Here is a 17,268-nt window from a genome sequence, read left to right as displayed (position 1 = left end):
GATCGTTTTCGCTCATGAGCCACGGGACCGCCGCAACCCCTGAGGGCGCCACCACCGACCGCCGGAAATGGCTCGGCCTCGTCGTCATCAGCATCGCCGTCGCGCTCATCATCGTCGACTCCACCATCGTCAACGTCGCGATCCCCTCCATCGTCGACGACCTCGGCATCTCGTCCACGCAGGTGCAGTGGGTGCAGGAGTCCTACACGCTCGTGTTCGCCGCCCTCCTGATCGTCTTCGGCACCCTCGCGGACCGGTTCGGCCGACGCCGCATGCTCCTCATCGGGGTGATCGTGTTCGGCGGCGCCTCGGTCTTCGCGGCGCTCGCACCCACGGGCGACCTGCTCATCCTCTCGCGCGTCATCCAGGGTGTCGGTGGTGCGATGATCCTGCCGACCACGCTGTCGATCATCAACGCGACCTTCCGAGGCCGTGATCGAGCGATCGCCTTCGCGGTCTGGGGCTCGACGATCGGTGGCATGGTGGCGGTCGGACCGCTGCTCGGAGGCTGGCTGACCACCGACTTCTCCTGGCGCTGGGCGTTCGGCATCAACGTCCCGCTCGGCATCCTGATCGTCATCGGACTCCTGCTCTTCGTGGGGGAGTCCCGCGAGGAGACGACCGATCGCATCGACGTCGTCGGCGCGATCCTGTCCATCGTGACCAGTGCCACCCTCGTGTTCGGGCTCATCGAGGGGCGCAGCCTCGGCTGGTGGCTCACGAACGATCCACTCACCATCGGCGGGTGGGCCTGGCCGTTCGCGCTCTCACCGGTACCGATCTCGCTCATCATCACCGTGCTCGCAGGCGTCGCCTTCGTGCTCTGGGGTCGTCACCGGATGCGCAAGGGGCGGAGCACGATCATCGCGTTCAGCCTGTTCTCGCTTCCGTCGTTCCGGAACGGCAACATCGCGGCGCTCATCGTGTCACTCGGGGAATTCGGGATCATCCTCTCCCTGCCCATCTGGCTCCAGAACGTCCTCGGGTACAGCGCACTCCAGACGGGCGTGATCCTGCTGGCCCTCGCGATCGGTTCCTTCGTCGCGAGTGGCTTCGCCGGAGCGTTCGGCAACCGCGTGGCCCCAGTGCTGATCGTGCGCATCGGCATCCTCGCGGAGATCATCGGTGTCGCCGGCATCGGCCTCGTCGTGGGCCCGTCGACCGAGTGGTTCGCCATCGTGCCGTTCCTGTTCGTGTACGGCTTCGGTGTGGGCCTCGCAACGGCGCAACTCACCGGTGTGGTCCTGAAGGACGTGCCGGTGGAACAGAGCGGACAGGGCTCCGGAACGCAGAGCACGGCGCGCCAGATCGGCTCCGCCCTCGGTATCGCGGTGCTCGGCACGATCCTCTTTGTCAGTACGGCATCGGTGCTCGACGCCCGTCTCGATGACTCCGGCCTCCCCGCGGAGCAACGTGACGCGCTCGTCTCGAGCGTCGTCGACAGCTCGGGCGCTGCGATCGCCGGTCTCGCCGCCGATCCCTCGACAGCAGCGGTGGCCGACGATGCGAAGCTCGCACTGTCGGACGGCACCAGGTACGCAGCATTCGCCGCGGCCGGATTCCTGGCCGTCGGATTCCTCGCCACCCTCTCGCTCGGAAGCGGGCGTCGGGAGGAGACCGACAGCCGATCGGAGACGCGCGCGACCGACGGCACGACGACGCCCTGAGTCGAGTGCGGCGCCAGCACTCAGTTTCGCTTGGGGTGCCACCGTAGAATCGTGACCGGACGGCTCCGCCTCCGCGGAACGGCCATCACCGCCATGACACGACCTCGCACACGCCCACGCCTCTTCAGCGCCCTCACCGCGGCCGCGCTGTCGCTCGCCGTCGTGTCCGCCGGCGGATGGCTCCCGGGGTCCGTGGCGTCCGCGACGATCGAGCCGACAGCGGTCGACGACGCCGCACGCCTGGCATCCACCCCCGACGGACTGGTCGCCGTCGAGGTGAGCCCGAGCGACGGGGGAGCGGTCGAGCAGGCGACGATCACCTCGTTCGGCATCACGATCACGAACGGCACCGATGCGGACCTCCCCGCCGGCACCGTGGCACTGGCGGTGACCGATGCACCGCTGACGGCGACGGCCGACCTCGACGCTTGGCTCGGCGTGAGCGGTGCCGACGCGGCCGCGACGCCGACCGGCACGACGGTGATCCGCACGATCGACATCCCCGAGCTCATCGCCGGACAGCAGTACGTCGTCAGCGGCCTCGACTTCACTCCACCGGCCCTCGGACTCGACGACGCCGACGCCTGGGGTTCCTACGGTGTGACCGCCGGGTACTCCGCCGGCGACACGGCGGGCGGCGGACGGACGGCGATCGTCTGGCGTGCTCAGGGGCAGCCCACGACCACGACCCTCGCCGTCGTCGCTCCGCTCACGGTGCCGCTGAGCTACGGCGGCATCCTCGACGCGGAGGAGTTGAGGGAGCTGACCGCCGCCGATGGCGCACTCACCACCCAGCTCGACGCCTTCATCGGTGAGCAGATCGCGATCGGCATCGATCCGCGCATCATCGCGTCGATCCGTGCCCTGGGCACGCGCGCACCCGAATCGGCGGTGGCCTGGCTCGCACGCCTCGAGGCGGCACCGAACGAGAGCTTCGCCCTGCAGTACGGTGACGCCGAGCCGGCGGTGCAGGCGGACGCGGGCCTGGACCGACTGCTCGAACCGACGTCGTTCGCATTCGCACTCGACCTGGCCGACTTCCCGGCGAGCGTGCCGTCGACGGACACCCCGACGCCGACCGACACCCCCACGAGCGGCACGGACGGCGCCGAGCCCACGCCGCAGTCGGCGACCACGGGTGCCACCGAGACGACCGTCGAGACCCCGGAGCCGACGCCGACCACCACGCCGACACCGACCGAGACACCGACGGAACCGGTGCCGGCGGTTCCCACGATCGACGAGCTGCTCGCCTGGACGTACACGCTGCCGGGCGTCGTGTGGTCTGGCGGGGCGGTGTCCGACGCAGACCTCTCGGTCTTCGCGGCCTCCGGCGCCACCGTGACGATGCTCGACTCGGCGAACGTGGGGACGAACGGGCGGACGCTTCCCGCTTCCGCGACGGTCGGCGCCAACCGTGTGCTGCTCGCCGACCACGGCATCGCCGAATCGCTGAGCGCCGCGGCGTCGGCCACCACCGAGAGCGCACTGCAGACCGCGATCGCCGACGTCAATGCGAGAGTCGCCGCGATCGGCACCGAGGGGACCATCAGTGGAACCGTCGTCGCCGTCCTGCCGCGCGGTGTCGACGGCGCGCTTCCGTCGCTCACCGAGACCGTGGCCGCGCTCCGCGGACTTCCCGCTGCGGTGCAGACGACGGTCGCTGGCGCGTTGGCGGAGGCCCCGAGTGTCGCCTCGCTGGGGGGCCTCACCCCTGCCGAAGGGCGCGCCGACGGTGTCCAGGGTCTCCTCGACGACGAGGTCGAGGTCGGCCTCTTCGCGACCGTCCTCGACGAACCGGAACTCTTGACAGGCCGCGAACGCGCGACGCTCCTCGCCACCCTCGCCGCCGGCTGGCTGCCGTCGGAAGACGCCTGGAACACCGCGGTCACCGAGCAACGAGCGAGAACCGAGACGGTCCTGGCCTCGGTGCGCGTCGCCGACAGTAGCGACATCAACATGGTCGGCGGCGAGGTGTCCCTCCCGTTCGCGGTGCGGAACGACCTCCCCTACCCCGTCACGGTCATCATGCAGGCGTCGCCGAGCAACGGCCGCCTCAGTGTGTCCGGTTCGGTCAAGCAGGAGATCGCCGCCGACTCTCGCGCCACCGTCCTGCTGCCGGTGCAGGCGCAGATCGGGAACGGCGACGTCACCCTGCGGCTGCAGTTGTCGAGCCAGACCGGGCAGGCGATCGGTTCCCAGGCATTCGTCGGCGTCAACGTCCGCGCCGACTGGGAGGGCATCGGCGCCATCATCCTCGCCGTGCTCGTCGCGCTCCTCTTCGTGAGCGGCGTGATCCGCATGGTGCTGAGCAGACGTGCCAAACGCAGGACCGCCGAGGGCGCCCCACCGGGCGACGATCAGGCGGTGGGCAGCGAGCCGCCGGTAGAGTCGTCACCCGGACGACAGGAGACAGATGGCTGACGGCATCGGCAGAGCGAGCGCGCTCCTCGCCTCGGGGACCCTGGTCTCGCGACTGCTCGGTTTCGTCAAGGCGATCCTCGTCGCCAACGTCATCGGCGTCGACATCGTCGGCAACACCTTCGCGATTGCGAACCAACTACCGAACACCATCTACGTCATCATCGGCGGGGGTGTCCTGAGCGCCGTACTGGTCCCGCAGATCGTCCGCGCGGGCATCCACGCGGACGGCGGCAACGCGTACATCAACAAGTTGATCACGATCACGCTCGTGTGCATCGGTGCCGCTACGGCGATCATCACCCTTGCGGCCCCCGTCGCGGTCTTCGTGGTGGCCGGATCGCTCCCGGCGGACCAGTTCGCGCTCGCCACGGCGTTCGCCTACTGGTGTCTCCCGCAGATCCTGTTCTACGCGCTCTACACGGTGCTCGGCGAGGTCCTCAACGCCCGCAAGATGTTCGGCCCCTTCACCTGGGCGCCCGTGCTCAACAACGTCATCGCGATCGCAGGGCTGCTGTGCTTCATCGTGCTGTTCGGTTCCGAGGAGCCCGCGCTCGGCACCTGGGACGGTGCACGCACGCTCGTGCTCGCTGGATCGGCGACCCTCGGCGTCGTGGTCCAGGCGCTGTTCCTGTTGTTGTTCTGGCGTCGCGCCGGACTGCGCTTCCGGCCTGACTTCCAGTGGCGCGGGGTGGGTTTGCGCGCTACGGGGAGGATCGCGAGCTGGACCTTCGGCATGCTGATCCTCACGACCATCGGCGGCATCGTCGAGACGCAGATCGTCGCCTCGGTCTCCGGTGACGCGCCGTCGGTCGCGATCCTGCAGTACGCCTGGCTCATCTTCATGCTCCCGCACTCGATCATCACCGTCTCCATCGCGACCGCCTACTTCACGAGGATGAGCGAGCACGCCCATGGAGTCGGGGGAGTACCGGACTACAGCCGTCTCAGGGCGGACATCTCTGCAGCGATCCGCACCGTGAGCCTCTTGATCGTGCTCGCGGCCTCCGTCATCATCGTGGTCGCCGTGCCCTTTGCGAGTGTGTTCGCCAACAACTTCGGCGATGCCCAGGCGATGGGTTCGATCATCACGGCGTTCGTTCTCGGCCTGGTGCCGTTCTGCATCCTGTTTGTCGTGCAGCGCGCCTTCTACGCCCTCGGCGACACGAAGACGCCGTTCTTCTTCACCCTGTTCCAGACGTTGCTCTTCACGCTCTTGGCTCTGGGCGGACGGATGCTGCTGCCTGATGAGCTCGTGGCGGTCGGCGTCGCGACGGCGATCACTGTCGCCTGCATCGCGCAGACGATCGTCGCCGCATGGTTGCTTCGCCGCCGTCTCGGTGGACTCGAGCTCCGCAGGATCGTCCCGAGCCTGCTTCGTTTCGGCGTCGCCTCGCTCCCTGCGGCCGTCATCGGCTTCATCGTGCTGCTGCTCCTCGGCGGCGTCCATGAGGGTGGCTTCACCACGGGAGGCCTGTTCGGCTCACTCGTGACGATGGCCGTCGTGGGCGCGGTCATGGCGGCGGTCTACGTCGCGCTCCTCGCCCTCTTCCGCGCACCGGAGCTGAGGGCGGCCCTCGCGCCGGTCCTGTCCCGTTTCGGACGCTAGACCGCGGCCACGAGTCCTCAGGAAACACTGTCTCCGAACTGTCCGTAACTGCCGGGAGCGCCGGAATAGCGGCCGGTTAGGATGTGTTACACCACTCGGAAGCCCGGAACCCACCTGGTTCGGGCCCTCCACGAACCACTGAGGAGCATCGTGCGTCAGGTCATCATCATCGGATCAGGACCCGCCGGTTACACGGCGGCGATCTACGCTGCCCGCGCCTCGCTGCAGCCACTGCTCGTCGCATCGTCGGTCGAGGCCGGCGGCGAGCTCATGAACACCACGGAGATCGAGAACTTCCCCGGCTTCCCTGAGGGCATCCAGGGCCCCGAGCTCATGATGAAGCTCCAGGAGCAGGCCGAGAAGTTCGGCACCGAGGTCCTGTACGACGACGTCACCGAGCTGAAGCTCGACGGCGACGTGAAGACGGTCACCCTGGGCAACGGTCAGGTCCACGAGGCCCAGACGGTCATCTTCGCGACGGGATCCGCCTACCGCAAGCTCGGCCTGCACGACGAGGAGCGACTCTCCGGTCACGGTGTGTCCTGGTGCGCCACCTGCGACGGCTTCTTCTTCAAGGAGAAGACCATCGCGGTGATCGGTGGCGGCGACAGCGCCATGGAGGAGGCCACCTTCCTCACGCGCTTCGCGTCGAAGGTCTACGTGATCCACCGCAAGGACACGCTCCGTGCCTCGAAGATCATGCAGGACCGTGCGTTCGCCAACGAGAAGATCGAGTTCATCTGGAACAGCGAGATCGCCGGCATCACCGGTGAAGACGCTGTCGATGGTGTGACCCTGCGCTCCACGACCGACGGCACCGAGACGCACCTGCCGCTCGGCGGACTCTTCATCGCGATCGGCAACGACCCGCGGACGCACCTCATCCACGGCCAGCTGGACCTCGCCCCCGAGGGCACCATCGCGGTCAAGGGTCGCTCGTCGAAGACGAACCTCCCGGGCGTCTTCGCCGCGGGCGACGTGATCGACCCCACGTACCGGCAGGCCATCACGGCTGCCGGCAGCGGCACCGTCGCAGCCCTCGACGCGGAGCACTACCTCGCGGACCTGGAGCAGGCAGCGGGGGAAGCGCAGGCGGCTGACGCCGCCCTCGCCACCGCCACCGTCTAACACCCGCCAGGGCACCGCCCACACACACGTACACGAAGGAGAACACTCATGTCAGATGCAGTCACCGAGGCCACGTTCGACGAACTGGTCATCAACAGCGACAAGCCCGTCCTGGTCGACTTCTGGGCTGCCTGGTGCGGCCCGTGTCGCGCCGTCGGCCCGATCCTCGACACCATCGGCGCAGAGAACAGCGACAAGATCACCGTCCTCAAGCTGAACGTCGACGAGAACCCGAACCTCGCCATGAAGTACCAGATCACCTCGATCCCCGCGATGAAGGTCTTCACGGGGGGCGAGGTCGCGCAGACCATCATCGGAGCGAAGCCGAAGGCAGCTCTCGAGAAGGACCTCGCCGCCTTCCTGGCCTAGCCAGGAGGTCGTTCCACCGAACCCGCCCGGCTCACTGAGCCGGGCGGGTTTCGTGTACCCACCCTCCAATACCATTGACCAACTCACGCAGATCGGATCCACCGTGTCACCTCAGGGCGTCCCCACCACCAGCGGCAACAGTCTCGACCCGTGGTACGGCGCCTACGCCGCCCGCACGGCCGGCCTGGCCGCCAGTGAGGTCCGGGCCCTGTTCGCCGTCGCCAGCCGCCCTGAGGTGGTCTCCCTGGCCGGCGGAATGCCCTTCGTCTCTGCACTCCCCGAGGAGCTCATCCGGGAGGCCGCCGACCGCACCATCCGCGAGAGCGGGCCTCAGGCGCTGCAGTACGGATCCGGTCAGGGTGTGCCGAAGCTCCGTGAGCAGATCCTCGACGTGATGGCTCTCGAAGGCATCTCCGGCAGCGCGGACGACGTCGTCGTCACGACCGGCAGTCAGCACGCACTCGAACTGTTCAGCAAGCTGTTCCTCGACCCGGGAGACGTCGTCATCTCCGAAGGGCCCAGCTACGTCACGGCGATGGTGATCTTCAAGAGCTACCAGGCCGAGGTCGACCACATCCCGATGGACGAGCACGGGCTCATCCCCGAGGCGCTCCGGGAACACATCGTCGCACTGCGCGGGGCGGGGAAGACGATCAAGTTCCTGTACACGATCCCGAGTTTCCACAACCCCGCCGGCGTCACCCTGAGCTGGGAGCGTCGGCTTGAGATCATCGACATCTGTCGACAGAACGACATCCTCGTCCTCGAGGACAACCCATACGGGCTGCTGTACTTCGACGGACCTCCGCCCCAGGCGCTGCGCTCTGTCGACGAGGACGGCGTCGTGTACCTCGGCACCTTCTCGAAGACACTCGCGCCGGGCTTCCGTGTCGGTTGGGCCCTCGCCCCGCACGCGATCCGGGAGAAGCTCATCCTCGCGAACGAGGCCGCCATCCTCAGCCCGTCCTCGTTCAGCCAGATGGTCGTGGCGCAGTACCTCGACCAGGCCGATTGGCGCCAGCAGATCGACACCTTCCGCGGTGTCTACCGCGAACGCAAGACGGCCATGATCAGCGCGCTCGAGGAGTATCTCCCGTCCTGCGCCTGGACCGACCCGAACGGCGGGTTCTACGTGTGGTTGACACTCCCCGAGCAGCTCGACTCGAAGGCCATGCTCCCTCGCGCCGTCACCGAACTCGTCGCCTACACCCCGGGAACCGCGTTCTTCGCGAACGGCGACGGACGGCGGAACATCCGCCTCTCGTTCTGTTATCCCACGCCGGAGGCCATCAAGCTCGGCGTCCGGCGCCTCGCCACCGTCGTCAACGGCGAACTCGACCTGCTGGACACGTTCGCGGGCACAGGGAGCCTCCGTCGCGCTCCGGATCGCGCGGGATACACCGCCCCACCGCCGGACCTGTCCTGATCCCAGCGGCACCGTCGGCGAACCGACCTCGATCGATCGAAGCGAGAGAAGACCAGATCATGAGCGAAAAATTGCATCGCAACATCCTCGTCCTGTCCGGCGGGATCTCCCACGAACGCGACGTCTCCCTGCGATCCGGCCGACGGGTCGGCGAAGAGCTCGAGCGAGCTGGTCACCGTGTCACCCACCGCGACCCGGACGCGACGCTGCTCGCCTCGCTCGACGCCGGCTCGTTCGACGCCGTGTGGCTGGCACTTCACGGGGCGAGCGGTGAGGACGGCGCTCTGCAGGCCCTGCTCCGAACGAAGGGTGTCACCTTCCTCGGCTCCGATGCCGAGGCCACCGCTCTCGCCTGGCACAAACCGACCGCCAAGACGCTGGTGGCCAGGGCCGGATTCGACACCCCGCCGTGGATCACCCTGCCGACAGAGACCTTCCGCGAACTCGGCGCAGACAGCGTGCTCGCCGAGGTGTTGCACGCCATCGGAGACGCGGCGGTCGTCAAGCCGTCACGGGGCGGTTCCGCCCAGGGCGTGACGATCATCGAGGAGGCCTCCGAGCTCCCGCGTGCTCTGGTCCAGGCGTACACGTACAGCGACTCGGCGTTCATCGAACGCAAGGTGACGGGTACCGAACTCGCGATCACCGTCCTCGACACCGGCGATGGACCCCTCGCGCTCCCCGCCGTCGAGATCGTCCCGCGTTCCGGGATCTACAGTTTCGACGCACGCTACAACGCGGGGGAGACCACGTTCTACACACCCGCGCGCATCGACGAGATCGTCGCCGAGCGAGCCGCTGCGATGGCTGTCGCCATCCACGGGGTCCTGGGGCTCCGGCACTACTCGCGCATCGACCTCATCGTCGACGAGCTCGGTCAGCCATGGTTCATCGAGGCCAACGTCGTGCCCGGGACGACCGAGACCTCGCTCATGCCATTGGCCATCGAGGCGTCGGGTCGTTCACTCGGCGATGTGTACTCATCCCTCGTCGAAGCGGCGATCGCCGGCGCCTGACCCCACGCCGGCTCGAGGGGCACGTTGCGAGGCAGCCCTCCGACAAGCTCAGGGGCGATGTCGTCCCGGTCGCCGAGCTTGTCGAGGCGCCACGGCCAGAAAACCCGCTTCGACCAGGCGATTCAGTTCACTGTTTCACGTGAAACGGTCCTCGACGGCCGCCACGGGGAACGTGCGGTTTCCGGGCATACCGCCTTGACTCTTGCGGTTTTCTCTGTCTGACCTGGCATTCAATGCCGATGTTTCACGTGGAACGCACCGCTCAGGACTGACCGAAGCCCGTTTCGCCGAGTTCGCCGAGGATGCGGTTCAGGTCCGCGATCGTGGCGAACTCGACCACCATCTGGCCCTTCTTCGCCCCGAGCGTCACCTTCACACGCGTGTTCAGTCGATCCCCGAGGCGGTCGGCGATCTCGTCGAGCTGTCCTCGCCGTGAACCGGCGATCGGCCGCGGCTTCTTCGCTTGCACACCCTGCGCCGCAGCGGCTTCAGCGGCACGGACCGACAGGTCCTCATTGACGATCTTGTCAGCGAGTCGCTGTTGAGCATCCGCGTCCGTCAGTGACAGGATCGCACGAGCGTGGCCCGCACTGAGCACGCCGGCCGCGACGCGCTGCTGCACCGCCGCCGGCAGCTTCAGCAGTCGGATGGTGTTGCTGATCTGCGGCCGGGAACGACCGATCCGATTCGCCAGTTCATCCTGCGTGATCCCGAAGTCAGCGAGGAGCTGCTGGTACGCGGACGCCTCTTCGAGTGGGTTGAGCTCAGAGCGGTGGAGGTTCTCGAGCAGCGCATCGCGCAGCATGTCCTCGTCCGCGGTGTCCTTGATGATCGCGGGGATGCGATCGAGGCCGACCTCTTTCGACGCCCGCAGACGACGCTCACCCATGATGAGTTCGTACTGCTCGACCTCGCCCGCGATCGTACGCACGACGATGGGCTGGAGCACACCGACCTCGCGGATACTGACGACCAGTTCAGCGAGGTGGTCTGCATCGAAGACCGTGCGGGGTTGATTGGCGTTCGGCACGATTGATGCGGGGGAGAGGTAGGCAAGCCGTGCACCGGGTACCGCGACCAGTTGCGGACCAGCGTCAACGACCTCGGATTCTGCCGCGGTGGCATCAGCTGCAGCGGCATCGGCTGCAGCTGTCGCCGCATCCTTCGCGGCCTTGCGTGCCGTGCCCTGGTTGTCGGGGAAGAAGACGTCGACTGGACGATTCGCCTGGGCGTCGGAACTGGTGGTCGGGATGAGAGCGCCGATACCGCGTCCGAGTCCGGTTCGTTTCGTTGCCATCAGTGACTGACTCCCTCAGGGTGGTTCGGGTCGGTTGGTTCTGTCTCGCTGCTCGACTCCTTCGCCGCCCAGCGCTTCGCGATCTCCGCTGCCGCCTCCAGGTAGGAGACCGCACCGAGAGAGGTCGGATCGTAGCTGATCACGCTCTGACCGAAACTCGGTGCCTCCGAGATCCTCACCGCGCGGGGAATCACCGAATCGAGGACCTGGCCGGAAAAGTGGTCGCGGACATCCTGGGCGACCTGTTGCGCCAGGTTGGTGCGGCTGTCATACATCGTGAGCAGGATCGTACTGACTGAGAGACCCGGGTTGAGGTGACGTTGGATGAGCTGGATGCTGCTGAGAAGCTGGCTGAGCCCTTCGAGTGCGTAGTACTCGCACTGGATCGGAATCAGGACTTCTTTCGCCGCGACGAACGCGTTGATGGTGAGGAGCCCGAGTGAGGGAGGGCAGTCGATGAGGACGTAGTGGAACGGCTCTTCGGCGTCCTCGATGAACTGTTCAAGAGCCGTCCGGAGGCGATGCTCACGTGCGACCTGCGAAACGAGCTCGATCTCGGCCCCGGCGAGGTGGATGGTCGATGGTGCACAGAACAGTGTCGGGAACTCCGGACTCTGCTGCACGACGTCCGCGAGCGGGAAGTCATCGATCAGGACGTCGTACACACTGGGAACCTCGGCGTGGTGATCGACACCGAGCGCCGTCGACGCGTTTCCCTGAGGGTCGAGATCGATGACGAGCACCCGGGCCCCTGCCTTCGCGAGAGCCGCTCCGATGTTCACCGTGGTGGTGGTCTTTCCGACTCCACCCTTCTGATTCGAGACGGTGAACACGCGCGTGCGGTTCGGAGTCGGCAGCGTCGTTTGGGCCAAGGCCTTGCGCCTCTCAGTCAAGTCGTGGATCTCGCGTGCGAGCGGTGTCGATGCGTCGAAGCCGCCACCAACGGAGTCGCGCGCGAATGCTGCGGAGTGCGTTGGTAGGGGTTGTTTCACGTGAAACCTTCTCGATCGAAACGTATGTTTCCACCGTACCAGCGCATGGTCCGCGCAGGGGTGGCGATCCGGGGGAGCGGACACCTGCGCGAGACCACATGGAAGGATGGTCGCCGCTCATTTTGCGACACCCTTCGTCTAGAAGACCCGTCGTGATTCCACTGGCAGTACAGCGCATGGATCTTCTCCACAGAGTTATCCACACCCTGCCCGCATGTGCATGACCCTGTGGACAACCACCTCCCGCGCCTCTCTCGGGCGATCTCATTCAGCGCGGCCGTCACGACGGAGCTGTCATCGATCTCTTATGCGCATCCAATCCCAACTGACGCAAGCCCAGAACCGCGGAGATTCCGCGGTTTTCTGCGGCACACGAGTCCCCACGCCGTACGTCGCTCCGCAATCAGGTCACCAACGAGGCACACCTCGGCACCCTGACGACGGCGCTGCGCAGATGTGCATAACCCCAGCCGGCACACCCGAGGTGCAGTCTTGTCCACAGAGTTATCCACAGCCGGCCCTCGTCAACCCACAGCGCGTCCCTGACGCCCGTTTTCGGTCAGAGGAGGCTCGGTGTTTCACGTGAAACACGACCAGCATCGCGACTCTTGCCACACGTCATCCCACTCCACCCAGACTCGCCATCAAGTCGGCACGCACCATGTACGCAGAGGTGACACCCAGCTCTGCGACATGGTCCCCTCGCTGTGCGACTCAGTCGGGAGCACACGGCGTACTCAATCGGCACCGCATGAACAGCCCGTCTCCTACACGGCGTCGCGATGCACCCCATACAGCACGGGCCCGGCTGCGGCTGTCCATCGAGCTGCCCGGTTCAACAGCCTCCACTCCGGGCTCGTGACGGATCACGCAACCAGATGTTTCACGTGAAACACAGTTCCTCCCGGAGAACCATGAGCTGATGTGAGCCACTCGCGACGAGTACCGTCGCCTAGGCGATTCCGTGACAGAGCGCAGGCACCCCGATCAAGCATCGAGTCCCTGGGGCTCGCTCTCACGCGCCTTCACCGGGTCACATCACCAGCGCGCTGTCAGAGGGACGCGCACCACACGTCGTGGGGGAGGGGTTGCCCGTTCCGCCCTCGCAGGGAGGGTCGCGCGCTGACGAGTGCACGTTTCACGTAAAACGTGCGGGCACATGGCACTCGTGGTGCAGCCGACAGCCCACTCCGTGCCGTGAACACTGAATCCCGGGCAGCGCGAGCGGGTACGCGGATCGACTGCGTGTGTCTCACGGCGTGCCGGCCGCCGCGCCTCGCGGGCCAGTTTCACGTGAAACATCGCTCACGCTCACCCAACCCCGCGGACACCTCTCTCCGCCATCGTGATAGAGGGGACCGACCACACGCCGTACCCTTCATCCCTCTTCATCCCTCATCCGCACGGAGGGCACAGCGGAGACCCCGACTCACCGCGCAGTCCCTCGTTGCACCGCTCACCGAACAACCTCAGCAGGCCGTTCGCCGTTCCAGGACTCGCCCGGCCGCCCACGCACTCACGGAGCATCATCCGACCCACCCCCTTCGCATCGCGGGCTCATCACAAGAGCCCATCGTCAGGGTCTGGGGCTCCAACAACACTGTCGACTCATGCCAGTTCCGGGGGAGTGGGCCCGCACCCGCCAATTGATGCACAAGTTCAGGCCGGGCCCAGGAGCCGTCCAACCAATGCGGAAGCGCCGCGACAGCCGCATACCGAGCGTTCGTTGCATGCGATTGCTGGAGACCGCCGATCCAGGGTGCCGACCCGAGGTCGCCGCCCAGGGAGTAACGTCGAGTCTCCGGCGCTTCCGCCCACCCCGCCGATGCAATGCAATGACGCCGACGCCGCGATACACGATGCGTCCGTCGTCGAGTTGGGCCGCCTCCGTTCGTGTCCCCGTGCCGCCGTCGACGAGTGCGGCCATCCCGATCGAATCTCATGCCTCTCGGTCGACGGGGTAGGAGTGCGCGGTACTGCGCCGGCCAGCCGTGGCAACTGCCGGGTCGTTGATGCAGGCCGGCCCTTCCACGACGGGTGAGGTCGCGCGAGCCGCAGACGTCACGTCGTCGACCAGCAGCCGGCCTCCGCGCACGCACACCTGAACAGCATCAGCGATCACCGGGAACATCCGAGTCCGACCGAGACCGGGAGGCACGACACAGCACCTCGGTTCTGCTGCGGCGGACGTCCTCGAACACAGCCACGCGCTCGCACCTCTTGCCTGCCGCGAACTGCACACCAAGGCGGTGGCGAAACGTGAAATCTGAAACTCCACATGCGGTTCGCCCAATTTGGGGTGTCAATGTGGGCGATTTTCACCCGCCGAGCGTGCCGAATTCATGACAATTGTGAGCGCAGAATGGCTCCTGACGAACTGGAGGCGCCCAAATCAGCACCGTGTGGAGGGCAGATTCGTCAGGAACGATTCTCCTGACAGCCGAAAAACGGGCTCGCAACGACCGATTGTCGCCCCAAGCCCGTGAATCGATCAATGTCAGCCGCGAACCGTTCCCAGAATGACCCGAGTCGGCTCAGCGAGCACGCCTTCGCCGAGCGTCCGTACCTCAACGTTCGAGACGCGGTGCTTCCGAAGCTCCTTCGTCGACGCCTCGACTTCGGCCTGTGCGCCGGCACCCTTCATCAACACGAGCTCGCCTCCATCGCGGAGCAGGGGAGCGGTGAGGGGGAGGAGCTTGCGCAGGGCGCTCACTGCGCGCGCCGTCACCTGGTCCAGTGGATCAGTGAGGCGAACGTCTTCTGCGCGAGCGCGAGTGACCGTGACGTTCTGGAGACCGAGCTCAGCGACCTGATCGTTCAGCCAGGCCACTCGACGTTCCATCGGCTCGATCAGGACGAAATCGACGTCGGGGCGAGCGATCGCAAGCACGAGTCCCGGGAGACCGGCGCCGGTGCCGACATCACCCACACGGCCAGGTCGAAGCAGAGGCGCGACGATCACACTGTTCAGGATGTGGCGAGTCCAGAGGCGCGCGGGCTCCAGTGGACCGATGAGTCCAAGAGGCTCGCCGTGCTCCGCAAGGTTCAGTGCGAACGCACGACCGACGTCGATCCGCTCCCCGAAGAGCGCCGCCGCTTCAGCTGGTTCAGGCTCGAGGCCGTCAGGTGTCGTCATGGTCGTTTCACGTGAAACGCGTCAGGCGCGCGTGATGACCGTGTGGCGGTCGCGGCCTTCGCCGTGTGACTCGGAGACGAATCCACGAGCGGAGACGATGTCGTGCACCAGCTTGCGCTCGTAGCTGGACATCGGTGGCAACGACGCCTCGGTCGAACCGGCTTCGATCCGCTCGACCGCGCGCTCGACGAGCGCGCCGAGCTCCTGCTGGCGAGCCTCGCGAGAGCCACCGATGTCGAGGATCAGACGGGAGAACCCGCCGGTACGGTTCTGCACAGCCAGACGGGTGAGCTCCTGCAGTGCGTTCACCGTGTCGGGGCGCGAGAGCAGACGCAGGTTGCTGTCGGTGGGGGAGTCGACTGACACGTACGCGCGACCGTTGCGCGCGTCGATGTCGATGTCACCGTCGATGTCGCAGATGTCGAGGAACTCCTCGATGTAGTCCGCGGCGACGTCTCCCTCTTCTTCGAGCTGTGTGATGGTGGGCGCTTCGTTCTGCGCTTCGGCCAGGTCCTGGTCAGTCACCGATACTCCTACTTGTTGTCTTGTCCGTTGGACTGCTGCTTCTTGGCGCGCGCCTTGCCCATGGGCTGCTGGCGCTGCGTGGGGGTTTTCTTCTCTTCGACAGGAGCCTCGGAGATGGAGATCACGTCGCCGTTCGGCGTGAGCAGCTTGCCCTTGCGAGCGAGGCGCTCCTCACGGGCCTTCGCGGCGTCCGAGCCAGGCGTCGGCATGTTCCGGATGACCAGGAACTGCTGGATCATCGTCCAGGCGTTCGACGTGAGCCAGTAGAACATGACGCCGAGCGGGAACGCGAAGCCGGAGAAGAGGAAGACGAACGGGAGGATGTAGAGCAGGATCCGCTGCTGCTTGAACTGCGGGCTCGCCTTGGTCTCGGCCGACATGTTCTTCGAAACGATCTGCAGCTGCGTGATGAACTGCGACGCGCACATGAGGACGACCATGATCGCGGCGATGACGACGACCGCCCAGTTGACCGGGTTTCCGGCGAGGGCAGCCTGCATGCTGGTGTGGAGCGGAGCGATACCGAAGAGGTTCGCATCACCGAACTGCACCGCGAGCGTCTCGTTCAGCGGGCCGACGCCTGCCTTACTCTTCTGAGCGTCGTTCAGCACGGAGAAGAGCGCGAAGAAGATCGGCATCTGCACCAGGAGTGGCAGGCAACCGCTGACCGGAGAGGTCCCGTGCTTCTTGTACAGCTCCATGGTCTCGCGCGACATCGCCTCGCGGCTCGCCTGGTCGCGCTTGCCCTTGTACTTCTCCTGCACCTTCTTCATCTGCGGTGCGATCTCGAGCATCTTGCGCTGGCTCTTGATCTGCTTGATGAACAGCGGGATGAGAGCGGCGCGGACGACGAGCACGAGGCCGACGATCGACAGGACCCAGGTCAGACCGGCAGCGGGGTCGAGACCGATCGCGGTCCACAGCAGGTGCCAACCCACGAGAAGGAGCTCGACCGCCCATTTGAGCGGCCAGAGAATTGTGCCGATGATGTCCATAGGTGCGGGTCAGCCCTTTCCGTGGCTCGGTTGCACGACGAATCCATGAGGAGTCACGCTGTACCGGAAGTTCTTCTTCGGTGGCACTTCATCGAAGCGAGGTGCCGCCCAGGGATGGCATCGTGCGATCCGCGCGGCCGCCATGGCCGACCCGACGACGACGCCGTGCTGTTGTACTGCACCGAGAGCGTACGCGGAACAGCTGGGGTAATACCGACAGACATCGCCGTACAGCGGCGAGATCGCCTTGCGATACCCGCGGAGCGCGAGCACCGCGGCATTGCGGGGCGCCAGGCAGGCAGCAGCCACGACGACGTTCATCGTGGGGAATCCGTGAGGGCGCGCGTCACGCCGCGCTTCGCGAAGGCGCGATCGACTTCGGCGTGGAGGGACGACCATGTCGCCGTCGCCGCGGAAGGCAGCGCGCGGATCACGACATCGGCCCCTTGGACAGCACGAGGCTCGCTGTCGTGACAGATCGCCTTCAGGCGACGTCTGACCAGATTGCGTGTCACTGCGTTCCCGACCGTTTTCGCAACGATGAACCCGAAGCGCGGCTGTCCGCCCTTCGGGTTCATGCGTACGTACGTCACCGTGTGCTCGCCGACGAACCGGACCCCGCGACGGACCACCCCTCGGTAGTCGTCTCCGGAGGTGATCCGGCTCGCACGCTCGAGCACGAGGGCT

Annotated in this window: 14 protein-coding genes; 7 read left to right on the top strand and 7 right to left on the bottom strand. The window is 66.4% G+C overall.

Annotated elements, in window-relative coordinates:
• The first annotated feature begins 14 nt into the window (after window positions 1–14).
• The 7 genes from KXS11_RS12260 (at window position 15) to KXS11_RS12230 (ending at window position 9,636) form a co-directional block, all read left to right on the top strand.
• Window positions 15–1,667, top strand: a complete 1,653-nt coding sequence (locus KXS11_RS12260) for a DHA2 family efflux MFS transporter permease subunit (RefSeq protein WP_437385868.1) — start codon at window positions 15–17, stop codon at window positions 1,665–1,667.
• 51 nt (window positions 1,668–1,718) lie between these two features.
• Window positions 1,719–4,091, top strand: coding sequence for a DUF6049 family protein (locus tag KXS11_RS12255; protein WP_437385867.1), 2,373 nt, complete (start codon window positions 1,719–1,721; stop codon window positions 4,089–4,091).
• Complete coding sequence (gene murJ, locus KXS11_RS12250) at window positions 4,084–5,697, top strand: murein biosynthesis integral membrane protein MurJ (protein ID WP_437385866.1); 1,614 nt, start codon at window positions 4,084–4,086, stop codon at window positions 5,695–5,697. Before KXS11_RS12255 ends, murJ begins: the two co-directional genes overlap by 8 nt.
• Window positions 5,698–5,847: 150 nt before the next feature.
• Window positions 5,848–6,825 (top strand): thioredoxin-disulfide reductase, encoded by a 978-nt coding sequence (gene trxB / locus KXS11_RS12245; protein WP_437385865.1) that lies wholly within the window; start codon window positions 5,848–5,850, stop codon window positions 6,823–6,825.
• Window positions 6,826–6,873: 48 nt separating this feature from the next.
• Window positions 6,874–7,194 (top strand): thioredoxin, encoded by a 321-nt coding sequence (trxA, locus tag KXS11_RS12240; RefSeq protein ID WP_437385864.1) that lies wholly within the window; start codon window positions 6,874–6,876, stop codon window positions 7,192–7,194.
• A gap of 103 nt (window positions 7,195–7,297) precedes the next feature.
• Window positions 7,298–8,620 (top strand): PLP-dependent aminotransferase family protein, encoded by a 1,323-nt coding sequence (locus KXS11_RS12235; RefSeq protein ID WP_437385863.1) that lies wholly within the window; start codon window positions 7,298–7,300, stop codon window positions 8,618–8,620.
• A 59-nt stretch (window positions 8,621–8,679) separates the two neighbouring features.
• On the top strand, window positions 8,680–9,636 hold the full coding sequence (locus tag KXS11_RS12230; protein ID WP_437385862.1) for a D-alanine--D-alanine ligase family protein: 957 nt from the start codon (window positions 8,680–8,682) through the stop codon (window positions 9,634–9,636).
• Window positions 9,637–9,898: 262 nt separating this feature from the next.
• Here the strand turns inward: KXS11_RS12230 and KXS11_RS12225 are convergent, their stop codons facing one another.
• From KXS11_RS12225 to rnpA, 7 genes are all read right to left on the bottom strand, one after another.
• Window positions 9,899–10,933: a ParB/RepB/Spo0J family partition protein gene (locus KXS11_RS12225; protein WP_437385861.1), complete on the bottom strand. Its 1,035-nt coding sequence runs from the start codon at window positions 10,931–10,933 to the stop codon at window positions 9,899–9,901.
• Window positions 10,933–11,835, bottom strand: coding sequence for a ParA family protein (locus KXS11_RS12220; RefSeq protein WP_437386021.1), 903 nt, complete (start codon window positions 11,833–11,835; stop codon window positions 10,933–10,935). The genes KXS11_RS12225 and KXS11_RS12220 overlap by 1 nt, the downstream gene beginning before the upstream one ends.
• Before the next feature lie 2,587 nt (window positions 11,836–14,422).
• A complete protein-coding gene (gene rsmG / locus KXS11_RS12215; protein WP_437385860.1) occupies window positions 14,423–15,061 on the bottom strand; it encodes a 16S rRNA (guanine(527)-N(7))-methyltransferase RsmG in 639 nt (212 codons plus the stop codon).
• A 21-nt stretch (window positions 15,062–15,082) separates the two neighbouring features.
• Complete coding sequence (locus tag KXS11_RS12210) at window positions 15,083–15,586, bottom strand: protein jag (protein WP_437385859.1); 504 nt, start codon at window positions 15,584–15,586, stop codon at window positions 15,083–15,085.
• An 8-nt stretch (window positions 15,587–15,594) separates the two neighbouring features.
• Window positions 15,595–16,581, bottom strand: coding sequence for a membrane protein insertase YidC (gene yidC / locus KXS11_RS12205; protein ID WP_437385858.1), 987 nt, complete (start codon window positions 16,579–16,581; stop codon window positions 15,595–15,597).
• Window positions 16,582–16,590: 9 nt separating this feature from the next.
• Complete coding sequence (gene yidD / locus KXS11_RS12200; RefSeq protein WP_437385857.1) at window positions 16,591–16,902, bottom strand: membrane protein insertion efficiency factor YidD; 312 nt, start codon at window positions 16,900–16,902, stop codon at window positions 16,591–16,593.
• Complete coding sequence (gene rnpA, locus KXS11_RS12195) at window positions 16,899–17,261, bottom strand: ribonuclease P protein component (RefSeq protein WP_437385856.1); 363 nt, start codon at window positions 17,259–17,261, stop codon at window positions 16,899–16,901. The genes yidD and rnpA overlap by 4 nt, the downstream gene beginning before the upstream one ends.
• Window positions 17,262–17,268 lie beyond the last annotated feature (7 nt).

Origin of the sequence: Plantibacter flavus, assembly GCF_051487245.1 — a bacterium.
Classification (GTDB): domain Bacteria; phylum Actinomycetota; class Actinomycetes; order Actinomycetales; family Microbacteriaceae; genus Plantibacter; species Plantibacter flavus_B.
This window is presented reverse-complemented; position numbering and strand designations above follow the sequence as displayed.

Coding starts and splice junctions, on each gene's coding strand:
- KXS11_RS12230 (WP_437385862.1), top strand. CDS start 8,680: ATGAGCGAAAAATTGCATCGCAACATCCTCGTCCTGTCCGGCGGGATC.
- yidD (WP_437385857.1), bottom strand. CDS start 16,902: ATGAACGTCGTCGTGGCTGCTGCCTGCCTGGCGCCCCGCAATGCCGCG.
- KXS11_RS12225 (WP_437385861.1), bottom strand. CDS start 10,933: ATGGCAACGAAACGAACCGGACTCGGACGCGGTATCGGCGCTCTCATC.
- rsmG (WP_437385860.1), bottom strand. CDS start 15,061: ATGACGACACCTGACGGCCTCGAGCCTGAACCAGCTGAAGCGGCGGCG.
- murJ (WP_437385866.1), top strand. CDS start 4,084: ATGGCTGACGGCATCGGCAGAGCGAGCGCGCTCCTCGCCTCGGGGACC.
- yidC (WP_437385858.1), bottom strand. CDS start 16,581: ATGGACATCATCGGCACAATTCTCTGGCCGCTCAAATGGGCGGTCGAG.
- KXS11_RS12260 (WP_437385868.1), top strand. CDS start 15: ATGAGCCACGGGACCGCCGCAACCCCTGAGGGCGCCACCACCGACCGC.
- trxA (WP_437385864.1), top strand. CDS start 6,874: ATGTCAGATGCAGTCACCGAGGCCACGTTCGACGAACTGGTCATCAAC.